General features: G+C 44.3%; 18 protein-coding genes. 1 reads left to right on the plus strand and 17 read right to left on the minus strand.

Features of this window, described 5'->3' with window-relative positions; translation table 11 throughout:
* Positions 1 to 17: 17 nt before the first annotated feature.
* From ACFPRA_RS07995 to ACFPRA_RS08070, 16 genes are all read right to left on the minus strand, one after another.
* Positions 18 to 308, minus strand: coding sequence for a hypothetical protein (locus ACFPRA_RS07995; RefSeq protein ID WP_381432440.1), 291 nt, complete (start codon positions 306 to 308; stop codon positions 18 to 20).
* 108 nt (positions 309 to 416) lie between these two features.
* Positions 417 to 1,121, minus strand: coding sequence for a pilus assembly protein TadG-related protein (locus ACFPRA_RS08000; RefSeq protein ID WP_381432442.1), 705 nt, complete (start codon positions 1,119 to 1,121; stop codon positions 417 to 419).
* Positions 1,096 to 1,494 carry a TadE/TadG family type IV pilus assembly protein gene (locus ACFPRA_RS08005; RefSeq protein WP_381432444.1) on the minus strand — a complete coding sequence of 133 codons (399 nt, stop codon included), beginning with the start codon at positions 1,492 to 1,494 and terminating at the stop codon, positions 1,096 to 1,098. Before ACFPRA_RS08005 ends, ACFPRA_RS08000 begins: the two co-directional genes overlap by 26 nt.
* A gap of 21 nt (positions 1,495 to 1,515) precedes the next feature.
* Positions 1,516 to 1,722, minus strand: coding sequence for a hypothetical protein (locus ACFPRA_RS08010; RefSeq protein ID WP_381432446.1), 207 nt, complete (start codon positions 1,720 to 1,722; stop codon positions 1,516 to 1,518).
* Positions 1,723 to 1,749: 27 nt separating this feature from the next.
* On the minus strand, positions 1,750 to 2,685 hold the full coding sequence (locus tag ACFPRA_RS08015) for a type II secretion system F family protein (protein WP_381432448.1): 936 nt from the start codon (positions 2,683 to 2,685) through the stop codon (positions 1,750 to 1,752).
* Positions 2,686 to 2,688: 3 nt separating this feature from the next.
* Complete coding sequence (locus ACFPRA_RS08020; RefSeq protein WP_381432450.1) at positions 2,689 to 3,621, minus strand: type II secretion system F family protein; 933 nt, start codon at positions 3,619 to 3,621, stop codon at positions 2,689 to 2,691.
* Positions 3,618 to 4,946 (minus strand): CpaF family protein, encoded by a 1,329-nt coding sequence (locus tag ACFPRA_RS08025; RefSeq protein ID WP_381432452.1) that lies wholly within the window; start codon positions 4,944 to 4,946, stop codon positions 3,618 to 3,620. The genes ACFPRA_RS08020 and ACFPRA_RS08025 overlap by 4 nt, the downstream gene beginning before the upstream one ends.
* A gap of 4 nt (positions 4,947 to 4,950) precedes the next feature.
* A complete protein-coding gene (locus tag ACFPRA_RS08030; protein WP_381432454.1) occupies positions 4,951 to 6,078 on the minus strand; it encodes a CpaE/TadZ family protein in 1,128 nt (375 codons plus the stop codon).
* 30 nt (positions 6,079 to 6,108) lie between these two features.
* A complete protein-coding gene (gene cpaB, locus ACFPRA_RS08035; protein ID WP_381432456.1) occupies positions 6,109 to 6,849 on the minus strand; it encodes a Flp pilus assembly protein CpaB in 741 nt (246 codons plus the stop codon).
* Positions 6,850 to 7,186: 337 nt separating this feature from the next.
* Positions 7,187 to 7,888, minus strand: coding sequence for a hypothetical protein (locus ACFPRA_RS08040; protein ID WP_381432458.1), 702 nt, complete (start codon positions 7,886 to 7,888; stop codon positions 7,187 to 7,189).
* Between the two features lie 13 nt (positions 7,889 to 7,901).
* Positions 7,902 to 9,230, minus strand: coding sequence for a vWA domain-containing protein (locus ACFPRA_RS08045; RefSeq protein ID WP_381432460.1), 1,329 nt, complete (start codon positions 9,228 to 9,230; stop codon positions 7,902 to 7,904).
* A gap of 411 nt (positions 9,231 to 9,641) precedes the next feature.
* A complete protein-coding gene (locus tag ACFPRA_RS08050) occupies positions 9,642 to 12,011 on the minus strand; it encodes a bifunctional 2',3'-cyclic-nucleotide 2'-phosphodiesterase/3'-nucleotidase (RefSeq protein ID WP_381432462.1) in 2,370 nt (789 codons plus the stop codon).
* 205 nt (positions 12,012 to 12,216) lie between these two features.
* Positions 12,217 to 13,590, minus strand: coding sequence for an ABC transporter substrate-binding protein (locus ACFPRA_RS08055; RefSeq protein ID WP_381432464.1), 1,374 nt, complete (start codon positions 13,588 to 13,590; stop codon positions 12,217 to 12,219).
* A 325-nt stretch (positions 13,591 to 13,915) separates the two neighbouring features.
* The gene (locus ACFPRA_RS08060; RefSeq protein WP_381432466.1) at positions 13,916 to 14,734 is read right to left on the minus strand and encodes a carbohydrate ABC transporter permease; all 819 of its coding nucleotides are present in this window, start codon (positions 14,732 to 14,734) and stop codon (positions 13,916 to 13,918) included.
* Positions 14,731 to 15,633 (minus strand): carbohydrate ABC transporter permease, encoded by a 903-nt coding sequence (locus tag ACFPRA_RS08065; protein ID WP_381432468.1) that lies wholly within the window; start codon positions 15,631 to 15,633, stop codon positions 14,731 to 14,733. Before ACFPRA_RS08065 ends, ACFPRA_RS08060 begins: the two co-directional genes overlap by 4 nt.
* Positions 15,630 to 16,763 carry an ABC transporter ATP-binding protein gene (locus ACFPRA_RS08070; RefSeq protein ID WP_381432470.1) on the minus strand — a complete coding sequence of 378 codons (1,134 nt, stop codon included), beginning with the start codon at positions 16,761 to 16,763 and terminating at the stop codon, positions 15,630 to 15,632. Before ACFPRA_RS08070 ends, ACFPRA_RS08065 begins: the two co-directional genes overlap by 4 nt.
* Before the next feature lie 452 nt (positions 16,764 to 17,215).
* Here ACFPRA_RS08070 and ACFPRA_RS08075 point away from each other — a divergent pair, with 452 nt between their 5' ends.
* On the plus strand, positions 17,216 to 18,091 hold the full coding sequence (locus tag ACFPRA_RS08075) for a glycerophosphodiester phosphodiesterase family protein (protein WP_381432472.1): 876 nt from the start codon (positions 17,216 to 17,218) through the stop codon (positions 18,089 to 18,091).
* A 71-nt stretch (positions 18,092 to 18,162) separates the two neighbouring features.
* On the opposite strand, the gene ACFPRA_RS08080 is transcribed toward ACFPRA_RS08075, so the two are convergent.
* Entirely contained in the window at positions 18,163 to 19,659 is a 1,497-nt protein-coding gene (locus ACFPRA_RS08080; protein ID WP_381432474.1) for a class I adenylate-forming enzyme family protein, read from the minus strand.
* Between the last annotated feature and the right edge of the window lie 110 nt (positions 19,660 to 19,769).

Below are 19,769 nucleotides of genomic sequence, written 5' to 3' on the forward strand. Positions count from 1 at the left end.
CATTTGCCATGCTTCGATTAGGAGAAATAGCCGGTTGCTACTTTGTAAAGAACAAGACAGGCGATCAGTACCAATGCCCTTTGAAAACTGTTTTTGGAGATGCGCTCCTCTTTCTTGGAATAAGCCATCAGCATCGCTCCGAGCAGGAAGATGACCGGTACCATCGTCACCGTCAAGATTGGTAAAATATTTGCTGAAAAAGCCGGTATCATCATATCTTTTTCATCTAGGATGAAATAAACCGTAATGGCTAAGACCGCCAAAAAACCTAAAATACCAGCTGTCCATTTCGCTGTCGAAAATTCCATAAGTACCTTCTCCTTCTTTTTACTTCATCAATAAAAAATAATGCCTGCATTCGTGTAGAAAGTGAACGTTCATTTCATTTTCAATACGAATGAAGGCATGGGGATCTATCAAGGACATGCGATTTGCACATCTTTCGGTGAGCCGATCTGAATGGAAGCTTGAGCGGAAATAGCCTTGACAGATGAATCCGGAACTGTAATGTATTGCCCGTTTCGTTCCGTTTTTGCATAGATTTTAAACTCGTCTTCCAAAAACTGATAGTCGACAAGTCGATCATTTTGATTTTCTTCTGCGAAAGCGGTCGCTTCCCTATACGATGATGGAAGGTTGTCCCTTACCGCCTTACAAGCCATGACACTGATCTCATTATCTTTGAAAAAGAAGCGTAGCGCCGGATTACCTTCGACTTGCCCGCTACCACTCCATATGTAGTTTCTTATGTCGCCTGGCATCGATTTCCCACGGCTGTTTTCTACACTTTCAATAAACTCATCGAAAAGTTCTGCGATACTTTTTTCTTCATCCAACGCCGCGGCCAAATAAGCTTCCCATGAACGTGTCACATCTTCGAGCTCCTCTTCGACTTTTTCTTGCAAGATTTCGCTCATATACTCCGAAGAACTTTTAGCCCCTGCAAGCGCTGCTGCGTCCGCACCGGTTTGTGTCACGCGTTTATTAATAAACACATTTGAGAAATCGAAGAACACAAAGCAGATGAAAACCGATGTCAACAGGATGCCGACCATGACAAGCATCAATCCGTCGCCTCGTTCATTCTGTATAATCTTACGGAAACCGTTCATCTGTCTCATCCTTCTTTTTCTCCATCGGCATAACGGCATCTGCTGTAAATTCAAATTTCATACTGTTAATTAAAGGTAAACTGATAATCGGTGCTTTCGCTTTCACTTTGACTGTTGCGACGTCGGTTCCTGGTCCCCCCGACACTTCCACTTCTAAACCGTACGCTGAATTTCGTGCAATCTCTTCCCAATTATCATCATGCGCAGAGGCGGCCCTTGCCCCGTCCCGGGCAGCCGCTTCTGCAACGACGACAGAATAGGAAATGAGTCCGACTTGCCAAATGATCAGCATGGATAGAATGATGAGGGGAAACATACCGACAAATTGAAGCGCCTGCGACCCTCTTTCGTTCTTTACGTAGGAACTCCATTCTTTTAACATCACATATCACTCCGAACTCAATTAAGAACCAATCCCTTGAATCATTTCTTCCAATTTCGAAATGATCGTCTCACCGATACTGGATCCTTGGATTCCCATCGCAATGACGGACATGATCGCGATGACGACGAGTCCAAGTGCAACCCATTCAAGCGCTTGTGCTCCTTTTTCATTTCGAACATATCCAAAATACTTTTCATTCATTTTTGTCATTAGTTTTTTCATCATTGTCAGAACCTCCGTTATTGTTGTAATTTAGCGCATGAAAACATCCAATCCAAACGCAGCTGGATTATAAATGATATTCAGTACAATTAAACCCATAATAAATCCAAATACAGCTGGAGCAATAAAAAACGTTGTTACTAGTGTCACTTGCGGATTCGCTTTCGCCGCTTTTTCCTTCGCAGTAAATCCTCTTGTAATCCGCAAGTCTTCCGCTTGCAGTTTAAAGGTCCTTGCAACCGCCACCCCTAATGTAGAGCCTTGAATCAGTGCATTGACAAGTGTTTGTAATTCTTTTGATGAGTTGCGATCCATCAAATTGTGATATGCGGTGTTTCTTTGAACGCCCAGTTCCACCTCCTTATTAAAACGGTCGATTTCTTCACTAAGCGGTCCTTCCAATTGACTGGTCACATGCTTCAATGCGCCATCCAAACTGACTCCGGCCTGCAAGGATACACTCACTGTGTCCAAGAAATCCGGCATCATCATGCTGATTTCCTCTTGACGTCGCACTGCAGAAAAGTACAGCCAAGCAGAAGGTCCGAAGAAGCCCCCCATAATGGCTACCATTAAAATGATGAGAGCAAATGGCAACCCTAAAAAAGTATAAAAACTACCGAAAAGCAAACCAATCAGACCCGTGACGAATCGGAAACCGAAAAAAGATTCCAACGTCAGTCCGAGCGGTCTACCTGCTTCCTTCAACCATTTCTCATGTTTGTCTACATTCAGAAAAAGGGGATATTTCATTCCGACAGGACCTGCTTTTATTCCCCATTTCACCAATGGTTCCATAATCCGTTCACGTAGTGAAACTTTCTTTTTCCGCTCTTTTGGATAGCCTTGTGAACGCATCAGATTTTCTTTTTTAGCAATATATAAATAGCAATACAGAAAACCGATGAAGAGGAAAATTAAAATCAAGCAGAACATGACAATCGAGAAAAAACCAATAATCTCCATACGCTACACCCTTATATCCGTAATCCTTTTAATGAGCAGGAACCCACACAGTACAATTGCAACAAAGACGACGAACAAAATCAGTCCGAACGGTGTAAAGAGGACATTCAAGAATCCTTTTATGAACAAGTTCATCATCAGTGCCATTAAAAATGGCATGACAACGAGAATATATGCAATAGAACGGCTTTCCGCAGTAACTGTGGAAATCTCTTTATGGATCCTATTGCGTTCTTCAAGCGTTTCGGCCATATTCGACAAGACAGCTGATAAGTTCCCCCCAACCCGCTGTTGAATCAAAATGGTACTGACAAATATTGCGACGTCCTTACTTGGTACACGTTGACGGAATCCATTCATGACTGTTTCCAAGCTATCCCCTAATTTCAATTGCTGATCAAACCTTTGAAACTCTGGCCCATTTGGTGCTTTCGTATTGTGTGCAACCATCTCAATCGCTTGCGGTATCGTTTGTCCCGCCTTAATCCCATTCGACATGGATCGGCAGATTTCAGGCAATTGACGATTGAAAGATTCGGTCCGTTTATTTTTCCGGGAACCCAAAAATGCTTTTGAACTTCCCATGACAATCAAGTATGCGATTAATAAAGACATCAGGAAGTACAAACCTAACAAAAAGTGATTGATAAACGTGAAGAGGCATAATAATAAAATATAAATCCCCATATATTCAGAAGGTTTTAAGGATAGATTCGCCTGTTTCAGTTTGTTTTCCAATTCCTGTGAAAGTTCGGATCGGTCGAACAGGTTCCCCAATAACAACACAACACTGTTCCGTTCCTGTTGCAGTTCCGTTTCGAACCAGTCTTCCACACGTTTTTTCGTCTCTTTTTGACGCCTTGCCCGGAGCAAGTAATAAATGGAAAGGCAGAATGTAAAGATGGTGAAAGTAAGCAAAGGGTATGTCCAACTCATACGTACATACCTTCTTTGAAAATCGTTTCATCAAACACAATTCCGTAACTGGTGAAACGATCCATCAATTTAGGCCGATAGCCTGTCGCCCGGAACTCCCCTTCAATGCGTCCATCGGCTAATGTCGCTTGTCGATGAAATGCGAAAATATCTTTCGCGATGATTTCACCGTCTTCTTCGATCAGTTCTGCGATATTCACTATTCTTCTCTTCCCATCTGAGAAACGGGATGTTTGAACGATCAAATCCAATGCCCCGACAAAATAGCCACGGATGACATCGACTGTCAGCGGCAACCCGGCCATGATAACCATTGCTTCCAATCGGCCGAGCGCATCTTTCGGGCTATTTGCGTGAACCGTTGTAAGCGACCCTTCGTGACCGGTGTTCATCGCCTGAAGCATGTCGATCGCTTCAGAGCCCCTGACTTCTCCGACAATAATTCTATCTGGTCGCATTCTGAGCGCGTTCTTCACTAAATGGCGAATCATCACTTCTCCGGTCCCTTCCATATTCGGCGGCCGTGCCTCTAAACGGACAAGGTTGTCATAGGAAAAACGGAGCTCTGCCATATCCTCGATTGTCACAATTCTTTCCCCTTTGGGAATCGATGCCGATAATACATTCAACAGCGTTGTCTTCCCGCTCCCGGTCCCCCCGGAAACAAGAATATTGGTCTTCGCTTGAACAGCTGCTTTTAAGAATTCCCCCATTTCCATCGAGAAACTGTCAAAAGCCATCAAATCTTCGAGTGAAAAAGGGTCCTTTTTGAATTTCCGGATAGAAATGGAAGGTCCATCCAAGCTGATTGGCGGAATCACTGCATTCACACGGCTCCCATCTAGGAGACGGGCATCCACCATCGGTGAGCTTTCATCGATTCTACGGCCTAAAGGCGCGATAATTCGATCGATAATGTGCCGAACATGCTCATCATTGTTAAAACGCACGCCGGATTGCTCGAGCTTCCCATTTCTTTCAATAAACACATCATTCGGTCCGTTCACCATAATTTCTGTGATCGAATCATCTCTCAGCAACGCTTCAAGCGGGCCATACCCGACAGATTCATTGATGAGCTGTTGAATGATTTCTTCAATCTGGTCATTCGGTATAATGACTCTCTCTTCGTTGATCATTTGCAAAACAAGTCTTTCGATCGTCTGTTTTCGCTCCATCGGATTCAGGACGATGATGCTTTCCAAGTTCGCTTCTTTAATCAGTCTACTTTTGTAATGCTTTACCCAGATATCGACTTGCGATTGCGTGACTGCCCATTTGGCATCTACCTGTTTTCGATTTGACGTTTTTTCTATCCAGGACATACCATCACTCCTTCGCTTTCAATACAAAGGAATCAATGTATTTCTTCATATCTTTTGCGATTTTCGAATCACCTTTATGCTTTTTATTCCGATAAAATCCGGTTCCCATATTGATATTGGACTGAATACCATAAAAATCATCCGCAAATTGCGCTTCGATTTCCGTTCCGACTATTTTCTTAATATCAGATGCGGTCATTTCACTTTTGGCATGGACTTTATTCAACAATAACGTTTTCGACATACCTGCACCGATGGAAAACTTCTCGAATAATTCCTTTGCATATTTATAAGATCGGAGACCTAAACTATCAGGCGTCATGACGTAATGTATTTTGGTAGCTGCATTAAGTGCAGTAAATGTAATTGAATTCATGGCAGAAGGGAGATCCAATATGACATGATCGAAATGAGCGCGTGCTACACGTATCAGTTTGGCAATTAGTTCATCCGTGATCTCTTCTGTCTTTTCGGGGTCGGATGGGCTCGAAATGACGAACACTCCTGTATCGACATGTTCGTTCGCGATATTTTGCAAATGCCTCATTTCGATTTCATTCACGACTGGCAGCAGATCATAATAAGATCTTTGAGGCTGCATGGAAAATAGCGCGTCTGTCACGCCGTACTGTGCATTCAAATCAATGAGCAGCACTTTTTTCTGGTAGTGTACACTGAATGATTGACTCATCATGGCCGCCAAAATCGTACAGCCACTACCCCCTTTTGCGCTATAGAAAGCATGGACTTCCCCTGTACCAAATCCCATATCCGCTTCCCTTTGTATCGTGTACTGGTTCACAATCTCCTGTATGAGCGCTTCAAGTCTGGGCTTTTCTTCCGGGAAAACGATGATGTCTTTTGCTCCTTTAATGAGCCATTCCCGCGAAACTTCGAAGTTCTCTTTTCTCGTCAATCCGATGACAGCACTCATTGCAGTCATTTGAGGAATCATTTGTTGAAGCGGAACGGTATCTAAATCAAATAAGTAAATATGATATTGTTGTTGCCCTAACATCTTTCGTATTTCTTGTGCAACAGTCAGATGAAGGCTGTTTCTTTCCGCATATTCCGAAATGCGTTCTTGCCATTCTTCATCTTCTGTCAGTAAAAGTGCATTCACTTGGAACATACGTTCACAACTCTCTTTCTAAACCGATGATCATTTCTCTTTTTTTGTTCCTTCTTCCACCTTAACTTCCGTTACAGATTCGTCTTTCTTTTTCTCTTCTTTCACTTCAGGCTTTGTTTCAACAATTGGTTTGGACGGTTTATCCACGACTTCCTCCTTGTTGTCATTCACTTGATTCACACGAAGGACACGGATCTGCTTGGCAAAGTTTTGATAGTGGATCAGTTTTTCAGCTTGTTCAAGCGGTAAAGAAATTTTAATGCTTTCGCTTCCTTCTGCCCCTTTTTCAATTTGGACGACTTTGATATTGGAGAGCAATCTCTTCGTTTCCACTTTTTTTTCGACTTCCCTTGAGACAATGACGTCTACAAGATCACCTTCCGTCACTTGTTGGTCGATCAAGACAAGATCGGTTGCATTCAGCCAAACGACACGTTCATTCGCCGGGATATCCAACTTTTTCCGGACTAAATTTTTTGTCAGCAAATCGCCTGATTTCAAATTAACGATCGTAATGACTTCTTCCAAATCACTTTTATCTGTAATGAAAGAAGAATACGCACTGTTTTTCGGTAATTTCACCCATTCGATATCGTTCATATCGAGTTCACGATAGGACTGGACATCCTTTGACACAGAGGCAACTTCCACCGTTTCACCAAGTCTTTCCTGTGCTTGACTGATTTGGACCAGTACGACTCCCGCTGTCACAACCGCCAATATGAACGAGATTGTTAGAAATATGATCGCTTTCCTTTTAGAATCTATCAACAGAATTCCACTCCAAATCAATTACGTCTCGGCGTAATTGCGTCCAGATTTTGAATTGCGAATCGAAGTGCCTTAATTTCTGCAAAAACCGCAGAAATACAGCAAATCGAACCCTTCGTTGTTCTATTCGCAATTAACTCCTTTCAAAATCTGTGACATCCGCCGGAGGCTTGGGCCAACAGGATGTTGGTCACTCAGGCGTTGCCGCAGGACGCGGCGAACTTAGCCTGAGTTCTTCTAATCAGCAGGTAGTTTGGCCCCTCTCTGATTGAAAAGTATTCTGGCATTCATCCCGCCACTTATGGAAAAGGGGGACTACTGCTGAATCAAGTTAACATTAGTTTCGATCAGATCTTTCCGGGAGTGGAAAGATAGAAAGATAGTTTACTGAATTTGGGAAGGCCCATTTTTCCAATGGATAATACTCCAGATTTTCCATTTCGGGAACTTCCGTGTTTCCAACCGCAATAAATTTGGTTTCCGGATGACTTTTCAATAATTGATCTAATAAAGCTAAATTCGTTTCACTTTTTTTATTTTCAAGTTGTTCTCCTGATAACAGATAGCACTTCTTTTTCGGATTGCGTCCGATTTTTTGATAATTGGATACCGTGATTCTTTTTACATTACTGATCAAATGGCCGTTCGCAGGTGGCAATGCCCTTGAGGGAGAATAGCCTTCCCCCATCATTTTCAATAAGTAAAGCGCATATGCTCGATGCCTCGAACCATCTACGATCTGGAGTGTATATTCGGGTAAGTACCAATTGCGGACCCGTTGTAATGCGCCCTCGTCTGTCATCTTACTATCGTAAATGTACAGGATGCGACGATGCTTTTTTAAAAGCATCCCGATTTCTGCAAGCTCCACTTCCGTCGTTCTCTTTAAGACGGGTAATCGGGTTTTCAACAGACGATTCTCTCTTTTTTCAATAATTTCTTCAAGTTTCTGCTTTTTTTTCAAAGATGGTTCTCGAATGATTACTTTCATGTCTTTCGAAACCGGTATCCCCAATGTTTGATCGATTAATATACGCACTGTCAGTCACCTCTCAATCCATCGATTCATATAACTGCTGTCGCGTTTGCTTGATCAGTTCGAGTTTTTCCTTTTTTAACGATTCTCCATAGTCATTCATCATTTCACGTCGCTCATCCAATTTGTCGACGAGTTCAAATTGTGTTTCGTTATCGATTCTGTCGGACTTGCGTAATACGCTAACGGCCGCTCGCATATTGCTGTTCTCTAGAGCCGCGAAGTCATAGAATGACGATGCTAGTTTCAACACCTCGTCGTTCAGTTTAATAGTCCGATTATCGATTTGCATGCCGTGATTCACTTTTTGACTCATTTCCCGGACAACTGCATTCGCTTCTTCCAACATCGATTGGAATGTATTTTGAAAATCAATTGTCGATTTGACGTTTGCGTATTTTCCGTTTCCTTCATCCGCCACTTTTTTCAATTTCTTTTGCCCTTCACTGTCCACATTGAAACCGATAACGTTCACCTCGACTCCAAGATCAGATTCCGCAAGCATTTTGGCTTCTGCGACCGGATCACCTCCGCAAGTTTCAACGCCATCACTGACAACAAAAATCATATTTTGCGTTTTTTCGGACGCTTTCACGCGTAAGTCTTCTCCCCCTGCTTTGATCGCAGCGGCGAGAGGGGTCCAACCTGCAGCTTCGAACTTCGTTAAAGCATTCGTAAATTCGGCTTCATTGTAAAAATCGGGCTGATAGATTAGCTCATTGCTCGAACATGACATGGCTTTATCCGCACTCGATCCGGTGCCTTCATGACCATATACGCGCAGCGAAATGATCGATTCCTCTGGAAGACCTGCTCCAAAGCGCTTCACCGCATCTTTCGCCAGTGCCATCATCTGTTCTCCACCGATTATCGCTTTCATACTGCCACTAGCATCAATGAGGACCGCGATGTTCAGCTGCTTCTTCTCACGCTTATCGATTCCGTATTCGCCATAATCCGGCTCAAAGTTTACGAGCGGATCGTGCACTGTAGTATAGTCCATCGCAAACCATTCGACGATTCCGTTATACATCTCATCCATCGTCAGCTTTTCCACTGGAAACTCTTCCATGAATACGAGGTCTTCAGGCTTTAATTTTTCGGTTGAGGAGCCAAGTATCTCTTTCATCTTTACGCCTGCACCTGCTTCGATGATGGCTGCCGCATCAGACGGTGCCTGGCTAAATTCCACAAGATCTTTTTCCTCTTCGACCTCGTTTCGATCAACCTCCACTGACTCTTGTTCTTGTTTGTCCTTATTTGCATCTTGTATTTCCTCTTTGTCATTGCACCCTACAAGAAGAAGAGCCATACACCCAATCGTAGTCATTAACAATTTCTTCACGAATTGACAAACCTCCAACGTAAGCTTTTTAAATGAATCTAGCATCCTATTAATGCTTTCCTAATATCTTCATAAATAATGAATATCATTCCAATTCCCGTATGTCAAAATCCTGTCACATTCGTAATAATCCACTTTAGTCATATTGACTCTATGTCCATTGTCATTTATAAATTTGGCCATCCCTTCTGTTACGTAAAATTAATAGACAACTCACAAAAAATAGGGCTATCCTCACTAGCGCTAATAACCTTCACTATGAATAAAAGGACTTTCAACCTTTTTTCTATAATTTTCTAATAAATAAGCTCAATTGAAGTAGTTAGATACCAAGCTATTTGAATACTGAACAAATAAAAAACACAGCGTGGGGAACATCTAACCTTTCCCCGCTGTGTTTTCCATGATGAATCATTTCTGTTTGAACGTATAATTCGCAAAGCTTTCTTCCGTAGGAGATAGGTAATCGATACCGGTATCTTTCGGGATGAAATCTTTCGCTTTAGCTGCCGTTTCAAAAATAATATTGACATTTTCGCCGAATGGCGCAAATGTCCAGTTATCATCCGCGGATGGATCGATAGTACCGACGTCAATCATATAATCGATGATGGCTGCACGGTTTTCATACGCATAATCGATCGCGTCCGTCGCATTGCGGACACCCGGGAAATTACCGCTGGCCCGGTAATTGTTCGTCACAACGATAAACTGCTGTTTCGGATCAATTGGTTTACCGTCGTATTGTAAATTGACAACCCGACTGGCCTTTTCATTGATCGTTTCGCCTGCATAATCGTATTTCGCAGGTTGTGTCACATCAAATTCATACGTAACCCCATCGATGACATCAAAGTTATAGGTGCGGAATTCTTCGTTGATCAATTGTTGTTCCTCCGTGGAGGACGGATCGATCTGGTTGAACTGGCCTGCCGACATTTCCAACCATTCTTTCACATCCGCACCCGTCATGATGAGTGCGAATACCGTGTTGTCATAGACATACAAGTCCGCTACGTTTTTAATGGCAATTTCACCGGCCGGTATGTCGGTATAATAGCTTGCTCCGTTACGGCCTCCCGCTTTGAATGGTGCACCTGCCGAGAGGACAGGCAATTCCGCGTATTTCGTTCCTTGAATCCGCTGTTCGACAAGCCATTTTTGAGCATTTGTCACAATTTGGATGGAAGGATCGTCTTGTACAAGTGCAAAATAGCTATTGATCGGCGCTGTTGTCTGCCCGACTGGACTGCGCACATAGTCGATCGTCCCTTCATGTGCTTCTTTTACGGCGTCGATCACTTTCTGTACAACTTTGTCAGATGTTTTATCGATTTCGCGGACAGCGCCTTTGCCTTTTACAACGCTCCATTGATCACCTGACTTTTCCAGCTCGAGATCGATGATGCCTAGATGGCTACCGAATTTACCTGGCATGACGATTGGCGTTCCATTGATCGTTCCTTGTTCTTGGTCTACATGTTGCAATTCACCGAAATCGCCTGGGAAAACGTCATGGTTGTGGCCTGTTAATACAGCATCCACACCTTCCAGTGCGGTGATTTGATACGCGACGTCGTCCTCCCCTTTGTCATGGGTTTCATCTCCGATACCTGAATGGGAAAGGACTACGATGATGTCTGCCCCTTGGCCTTTCATTTCCGGGATGAATTGCTCAACCGTATCGGCCGCATCCTCCACGGTCACTTTCCCTTCCAAATGTGCGCGATCCCAGCGCAAAATACCGGGCGCGACCACACCGATAACGCCGACTTTCAAATTATGCGTTTCCCCTTTACGATCGATCACTTCTTTATCAAAAATGACGTAAGGTGTATAGCGATTTTGCTTCGTTTCCGCATCATACACATTGGCGTTCAACACCGGGAACGGCGCTTCTTTTAAGACGCGATCCAAATAATCCAACCCATAGTTGAACTCATGATTCCCTAACGTGCTCGCATCGAAATCCAGCGATTGAAGAGCTGCGAGCGCGGGATGAAGTTCCCCTTCTTCCAACGGATCCACAGTCACTTTATAACCGCCAAGCGGCGTCCCTTGGATTAAGTCTCCATTATCGAATAGAAGATGATTCGGTTGCTCGGCACGTGCCTGTTCAATAAGGACCGCTGTTTTCGCCAGTCCGATTTCATTGGATACTTTATCCTGATAATAATCGTAGTTAACGAAATTGGTGTGTAAATCGGATGTTCCTAATAGACGAAGTGAAACCAAGCCTTTAGGCGGTTCAATCTGATAAGCGTTAAGCATCCGGTCGATGATTTTTGTCATTTGTACGTTGGTCACAACTTTCTGCGGCTTTGCTGTTCCATCTTCAAATCCTTGTAGTAAACCGAGTCCGACACTTTTAGCCAATTCTGCTGTTTCGGCTGTTTTAAACGCAGCTTTATCTTTGAATTTATCAAGCAGATCGGGCGAGAACGATTCATTCGTCGGAATGGCCCTTGATGCGATAAGAAATGCATGTTCACGCTTCAACTTCTGATCCGGTTCGAACGTTGTAGGCGTAATTCCTTTGATAATCCCATTTTCTACCGCAGCTTCCACATAAGGTGCCAATTGTGGATCGACATCAGAAAATGGGATAGACGTGCCATCCCTCAGTTCCCAATCCAGCGCTTGGACAACGGCTTGAATGTATTCGCCACGGGTCACTTCGCCTGTCGCAGAGGCAGCATTTGCTTGCGTTACAAATGAAAAGCCGCTGAAAGTGAGCACCGCGATGACAATCCAGAATCCGATCTTTTTCACTAATGACATGCTTTCATCTCCTTTATCATTTTTCTTTTAAGCACCAGTTCATGAACAAGTACTCTTTCTAGTAGCTTATCATGGAAACATCCTTGGTCTGCACGTATAACGTTCTGAATTATTCAAAATATGAGAATCGTACTAGTGGACTCGTCCATTTGTTATAGAGGGATTGGAATACCCCCGTTCCTGGTGAGTGGACGGGGGTACATGCTTATTTCGTTTTATTGGCAATTTCCATTGCACGTTCCGTGCCTTCAGCCGCCTGATCGAGCGCTTCTTGCGGGTCTTTTCCTTGATAGAGGTCTTCCAATGCCGTGACGATTTGCTGGCGCGATTCAGGGAAGACGGAAATGAGTGCCCCTTGTGTAGCAAGCCCTGGAACTGTATCTTGCAACTGATCGACAGTCACTTTAAACTGTGGGAATTCGGCCCATTTCTCTTTTACATTCTCTTCTTCATATGCTTTCGGGTTGATGGCAAAATAACCCGTGTCGAGATGCCATTTCGCCTGTACTTCAGGCGTCGTCAAATATTTCATGAATTCCCATGCGGCTTCTTGTTCATTTTCTGCGATGCCTTTGGACATCCAAAGCGATGCTCCGCCAATGACGACCCCGTTCCGCTGTACTTCATCCGCATGCGGGATATAAGCGACACCGACCTCAAACGGTGCATTATTTATGGCTCCGGCTACACCTGCGGAAGAATCCATATACATCGCCACTTTTCCTGTCGAGAAGGCTGCACGGATATCATCCCAATTCGTGCCAAAGTTGCCGAATGTACCGGCTTTGTTCATCGTATCGAGGAAATTGAAGACGTTCAGCCCCTCCGGACCGTTGAACAGGGCTTCCGACGCATCACCAGAACGACCGTTGTCTTCATTGACATATAGCCCCCCTTGCGTAGCGACAAGTTGTTCAAAGAACCAACCGTATGTCAGCATGGAAAAGCCGTACATATCATCTGTTTTTAGCTTCGCTGCCGCATCAATCACTTCGGAAAACGTTTCGGGCGCTTTCTCAGGATCGAGCCCCGCTTCTTTGAAAGCGTCTTTGTTATAGATCATGACCGGCGTTGAGGAGTTGAACGGCATGGAATACAGCTCCCCATCCACTTTATAGTAGTTCAGAATGTTCTCCTCGAGCTGGGATAGATCATAATTGTCTTTGTCGATAAAGGACTGCATCGGCTCGATATAACCACTATCAATCATATATTTCGTACCGACTTCGAACACTTGGGTGATGGCCGGCGCATCTTTTGTCCCTCCGACACTGCGCAGCTTCGTCAGCGACTCCTCATAACTTCCTTGGAACTCCGCTTTCACTTCATATTTATCTTGAGATTCGTTGAAACCGGCAACGATCGCGTCAAGTGATTCCTGTCCGGATCCTGACATCGCATGCCAGAAATCGATGGTCACTTTGCCGTCTTCGGTTCCAGTGCCTTCGCTATCACTCGTGGCCGGATTGTCCGTCGGCTCGTCATTATTCGTATTGCTATCGCTGTTCGTACACGCCGTGAGAATTGCCACTGTGAGAAGAAGTAACCAGAATAGAGAAGACTTTAACAAGTTTTTCATCTTACCAAACACCCCTTTTGTTTTTATCTTTATTCAGCAAATGTTTTTGTACTGAAAGCGAAGCGTCAGATACAGAAGACCCCACCTCTATAGGTGGCGAGATGAATGGAGTTTTATCTTTATTCAGTGGGTGTTCAAACGCCTGCTGAATAAAGATAAAGCCTCCGGCGGATGTCACAGATTTTGAAAGGAGTTAAGGAAGGCAGTCTAAGTTCGCGACGTCCTGTCGCAACGACTGCATGACCTACATCCTGTAGGCCTCAAGCTCGATCCAAAATCTGGACGCAATTACGCCAAGGCGTAATTGATCGAACCGAACCCTCTTTCACTTTAATGCGCCTTGTGATAGCCCTTTTTGCAATTGCTTCTGCCCGATGAACAGCAGCAAGAGCGTCGGGACGATGACGACAATGACACCAGCCATGACCACCCCCCAATCTGTTGCGATCTCTTGGGACTGCAATTGTTTCAACCCGATTTGTACAGTCCGGACTGAACTGTTCGTCGTAATGAGCAACGGCCATAAATACATATTCCAAGTCGTCAGGAATCCATAGGCTCCCAATGTGACCAGGCTTGTTTTCGACACAGGCAAGATGACCCGCCAGAAAAAAGCGAAGCGCCCTAGCCCGGCAATTTGCGCAGCCTCCTGGAGTTCTTTTGGAATCGTCTTGAAATGCTGGCGCAGTAGAAATGTGCCGAATGCGAGCGCAAAAAATGGCAACGTCAGCCCTTGGTACGTATTCAGCCAATCGAGTTTTTGGATGATAAAGAAGTTCGGAATCATCGTCGCTTCCCATGGAATCATCATCGTCGAAATGAACAAGAAAAAAATAAAATCCCGTCCCTTGAACTGGATGAACACGAAAGCATAAGCGGCCAGACTGCAAACCGCCAGTTGCCCGAGCATAACACCCGCGGATACGATGAAACTGTTTAACAAATAATTGAGCAAAGGAAACCGCTCGAATACTTTGACATAGTTTTCAAGACTGAAAGAATGCGGTAGAAATCTTCCTTGCAATATTTCAGGACCCGTCATAAACGAAATCATAAACGCATATAAAACTGGGAAAAACACTAGCAAAGAAGTGAGGATCAGTAGAAAATACATCCCTATTTTTTTCGGAAGGCTCATCGTCATTGGTAATGCACCTTCCTTTCACCCAATTTAAATTGGAGGATGGTCACAATCAGGATGATGATAAATAGAATGACTGCCTGGGCACTCGCTGTCCCGAACTGATAATTGATAAAAGCTTCCCGGTAAATCGAATAGACGATCAAATTCGTCGATTGGGAGGGACCACCTTTCGTCAAAATATCGATTTGGCCGAACGACTGGAACGCATTGATCAGTGAAATCGTGATTATGAAAAACAAAGTTGGAGACAGCATCGGTAATGTGATCCGACGGAGACGATAAAAATACCCCGCTCCGTCAATTCGTGAACTTTCGTATAGATGCTCATCAATATTTTGCAAGCCACCCAGTAATATAAGGAATGAAAAACCCGTATTCATCCAAATCGTTGAAATGGATACGGACAGGAGCGCCCATTCCGGATCAAGCAACCATTGGATCTGCGGCAGATTCAACACGCTTAACACCCGATTGAACATGCCGATACTCGGATGGAACATGAACAGCCAAATGACGGAAGATGCCGCAACCGAAATCCCCATTGTCGATGAATACAATGTCCGAAAAAAACCGATCCCTTTCAGCTTTTCATTGGCCAATAAAGCGAAAAAGAGGGATAGGATGATTCCGATCGGCACTGTATACAAAACGAATAATCCGGTCGCTTTCATACTGTTACGGAACGCGGACGACTCAAGTAAATAGCCGTAGTTTTCCAATCCGACATGCAAGGCTGCATTCCCTGCCTGATCGGTCAAGAAAAAACTTAAATAAATTGTACGGAACATCGGATAGAACACGAACACCGAAAAAAGCAAGATGGAAGGGAATAAATAAAGAAGAGCTGTTCTGCCATTTACCGTCTTCTTCCAAAATCCGTATTTCGCTTGCCCATTCATACGAGCACCTCTTTACCGAACACAAAGTTTCCGAGATCCGTCGGTTGTTTAATCCGGTTTCCAGTTTCGGATTCAAATAGACAAAGTGCTCCATAATCGGCAAGTAAGGGAATGGAATCTCCGATGTCGATATGCCATTGGCCACTCCACTTCGCCTGCCACTCGTCGGCACCCAGTAGGAAAGAAAAGACAGTTTCATTCCCCAGCACTTCAACATTTGTCACTTCGACGATGATTTTATCGTCTTCCTTCGTCTCTTTCGTGGCGGGTCGCAAATACTCCGGACGGATCCCCGCCATCAACGGAGCTTCCGGAAAGGCGTCTATTTCATCCGCTGGAATGGGTAACCGCCAGACATCTCCGACGATGAGTTCGGATGCCTTTTTGTCTACCATAGCCTGCGCCAAATTCATCGGCGGTGAACCGATGAACGTCGCGACGAAAGGATTGGCTGGGTTGTTGTAGATGTCGATCGGTTTTCCGACTTGCTGGATCTTTCCTTCATGGAGAATCATGATCCGGTCACCCATCGTCATCGCTTCCACTTGGTCATGGGTGACATAGATCATTGTAATGCCGAGTGTACGTTGGATTCGCCGGATTTCTGAACGCATATGCGCACGTAGCTTGGCATCGAGGTTGGATAACGGTTCATCCATCAGACAGATGGGTGCTTCGCTCACAATGGCACGGGCAAGTGCAACCCGCTGTCGCTGTCCCCCTGACAATTCGCGGGGCTTGCGTTTGAGAAATTCCATTAAGCCGAGCATCTTTGCCACTTCTTCTGCCCTTCTACGCTGTTCGTCTTTCTTCACTTTTCTCACATCAAGACCAAACGAAATATTTTGTTGGACTGTCAAATGGGGATAGAGGGCATAATTTTGGAATACCATGGACAGATCACGTTTGTCGGGCGGCAGATCATTGGCCACGACCTCACCGATTTTCAGCGTTCCGCTCGTAATCTGCTCCAGGCCAGCAATCATCCGTAGCATCGTACTTTTTCCGCATCCGGAAGGCCCGACCAAAACGAAAAATTCGCCAGGTTCGATTGTAACGTTTATATTGGAGATGACGTTCACTTGTTTATCATAAGATTTTGATAGATCGATCAACTCAACTTTCTTCATCTATTCAACCCCTTTCCAAGAACAAGCTCATTTCCATGCCAACTATCTCTTTCACCGATGAGATCGATCACTCCTTTTCCATTTAGCATTCTTAACAAATTTTTTACCTTTATCTTCATTCAGCAAATCTTTTTGTACTGAAAGCGAAGCGTCAGCTACAGAAGACTACGACTTCTATAGGTAGAGAGATGAAAACAGTTTTGTTTTACTGTTCAGCAGGTGTTTAAACGCCCGCTGAACGAAGAATGGAAGGCAGTCTAAGTTCGCGACTTCCTAAAAGGAAAGTGCCTTAATTTCTGCAAAGATCGCAGAAATTAAGGCCAATCGAACCCTCCTCTGTTCGATTCGCAACGACTGCATGACCTACATCCTGTAGGCCTCAAGCTCGATTCAAAATCTGGAAGCAATTACGCCATGGCGTAATAGATCTTACGAAAGAAGGTGCTGTACTGATGAAAAAAATCATGATCTCTTTATTGATATTCATCCTTTACGGCTGTACACAACCGACTGTCCGGCCAGTCGATCTGCCGATGGAAGACGTTCTGGTCATTGCTCACCGAGGTGCTTCCGCTTATGCCCCGGCCCATACAATTGCCGCCTATGAGATGGCTGTTGAAATGGGAGCAGACTACATCGAACTCGATTTACACATGACAAATGACGGCAAACTCGTAGCAGTACACGATCCCGTCGTGTCATTTCAAACCGCAACACGAGCCATTGCGGATATTACGCTGGACGAACTGCTATTATATTCGCCCGGGGAAGTGTTCAACAAAGAAAATCCACAGTACGCTTCCGACAAATATGAAGTCGAGCGGATTGTTGAATTAAAAGATATCTTTCAACATTTCAGTATGAGCACCAATTATTATATAGAGATAAAATCACCCGACCAATATCCGGGTATCGAAGAGGAACTGATCAGACAACTTCAAGCGCATCATTTATTGGATACCAATGACCAGCCTCCAAAAGTCATTATCCAATCTTTCCATGCGGACAGTCTGCAAAAAGTATTTCAGCTGGAACCGACGATACCGCTTATCCAGCTAGTCCGATTTGAGAAGGAAGCATCTTTCACGAAAAAGGAGCTTAAGAGGTTAAAAAATTATGCATCTGGAGTCGGCGTGAATTGGGATGCTATCACACCGGCATTCATTGAAACCATGCACAAAGAAGGAATGGACGTCCATGCATTTACTGTCAATGAGGAAGAAACGATCCGTTTACTCCTGACGCTCGGTGTCGATGGCATTTTTACCGACAAACCGGATCTCGTCATTCTTTTGCGGGATGAAGCCTATCGGCCAGATTTTGACTGATAGGCAAACAATGATTTTGATTCAGCAGGAGAGCTGATCTTCCTGCTGAATCATATAAGCTTTCAATCAAGTTATACTTTGACCTGCCCTCTAAGTACGTTTTTCAACACTTTACCGCTTGCATTACGCGGAAGCGTATCCAGAAATTCAAGCTCTGCGGGCACTTTGAAAGAGGCAAGCTGTGTCTTACAAAAAGCTAGGACAGCTTCTTCCGAAAGCGTTTCTCCTTCTTTCAATACGATATATGCTTTCGGAACTTCCCCATACACTTCATGCGGAATGCCTATGACAGCTGCCTCTAATACTTCAGGGATCGCATAGAGTACTTCTTCGACCTCTACAGGATAGACGTTTTCCCCACCTCGGATGAGCATATCTTTTTTACGGTCGACAATATAAAGTAAACCGTCTTCATCGAACCGACCTAGATCCCCACTATACATCCAGCCATTTTTTACGGTCCGGGCAGTCTCTTCTTCATTTTTCAAATATCCTTTCATCACTTGAGGACCTTTCACGATAATTTCCCCCACTTGCCCTGGCGGCACTGGCTGACCAAATATATCGACCACCCGCACTTCCGTTTGTGGTAACGGTTTCCCGACCGATCCGACTTTTTCCAAAGCATATGCATCTTTCAACGTCGTTGCTCCCGGTGAATTTTCCGTCTGCCCATACAAGTTTTGAACTTTCACATCGGGGAACAGCGTCTTCACTTTTCGGATAAGTTCATAAGGCATCGGCGCAGCCCCATAGCAGAACAAGCGCAAATGGGAGAGATCTGCCTGCTCAAGCGATGGCATATTCAGTAGAATGCTATACATGGCAGGTACGCCAAAAAAGATCGTCGCCCGTTCCTGTTCCATCGTACGAATGGTCGTTTCCGGTGAAAAGGCTTCCTCGATGATGACCATCCCTCCTTTGTAAATGACCGGAATACTGAAAACATGGCTGGCTGCACAATGAAACAAAGGAGCGACGATATGCATCCGATCATGAGCATCCATCTCCATCGATTCACTCCATATAGCAGCGATAGCCGCAACATTTTTATGGGTCAGCATAACGCCTTTCGGCCGCCCCGTCGTACCTGACGTGTAAAAAATGACAGCCGTATCCTCTTCAAGCAGCTCCGGTTTTTTGACCTGCCGCTCTCCTACAATGATTTCTTCAAACTTCCCTTTCACACAAATTGTATCTTGCAAAGCCGGCAACTTCTCTCCAATGGAATGGACTACCCCTGCAAACTGATCATCATAAATGATCCCTTTCACTTCCGAATGGGCCAAAATATACTCTACTTCCGGAGGCGCCAGCTTTGTATTAATCGGCAATATGGTAATTCCGCCAATCTGACAGGCATAATAACAAATGAGAAACGAATCGGAGTTCGTCAATAAAAGCGCCAACCGGTCCTCTTTCAGGTAACCTAATTCCTGAAGATAACCCGCCAAGTTTTCCGCTTTCCGATAAAAATCCCGATAGGAAATCTCTTTTCCCTTGAACGATGTAATGACCTTGTCTGGATCTCTGTCAGCAAACCATTTCAATTTCTCCGCAATAAACACCGTCAAACTCCCCCCATTTTCGTTTCTATCATCTCTCATATTATTAGATTATTATAAATAGTCTAACTAAGTATTGCAAGTTAATTGGAAATAATGACTTGTAGCATTCG

It is taken from the genome of Sporosarcina soli (assembly GCF_042655805.1).
Lineage (GTDB): Bacteria > Bacillota > Bacilli > Bacillales_A > Planococcaceae > Sporosarcina > Sporosarcina soli.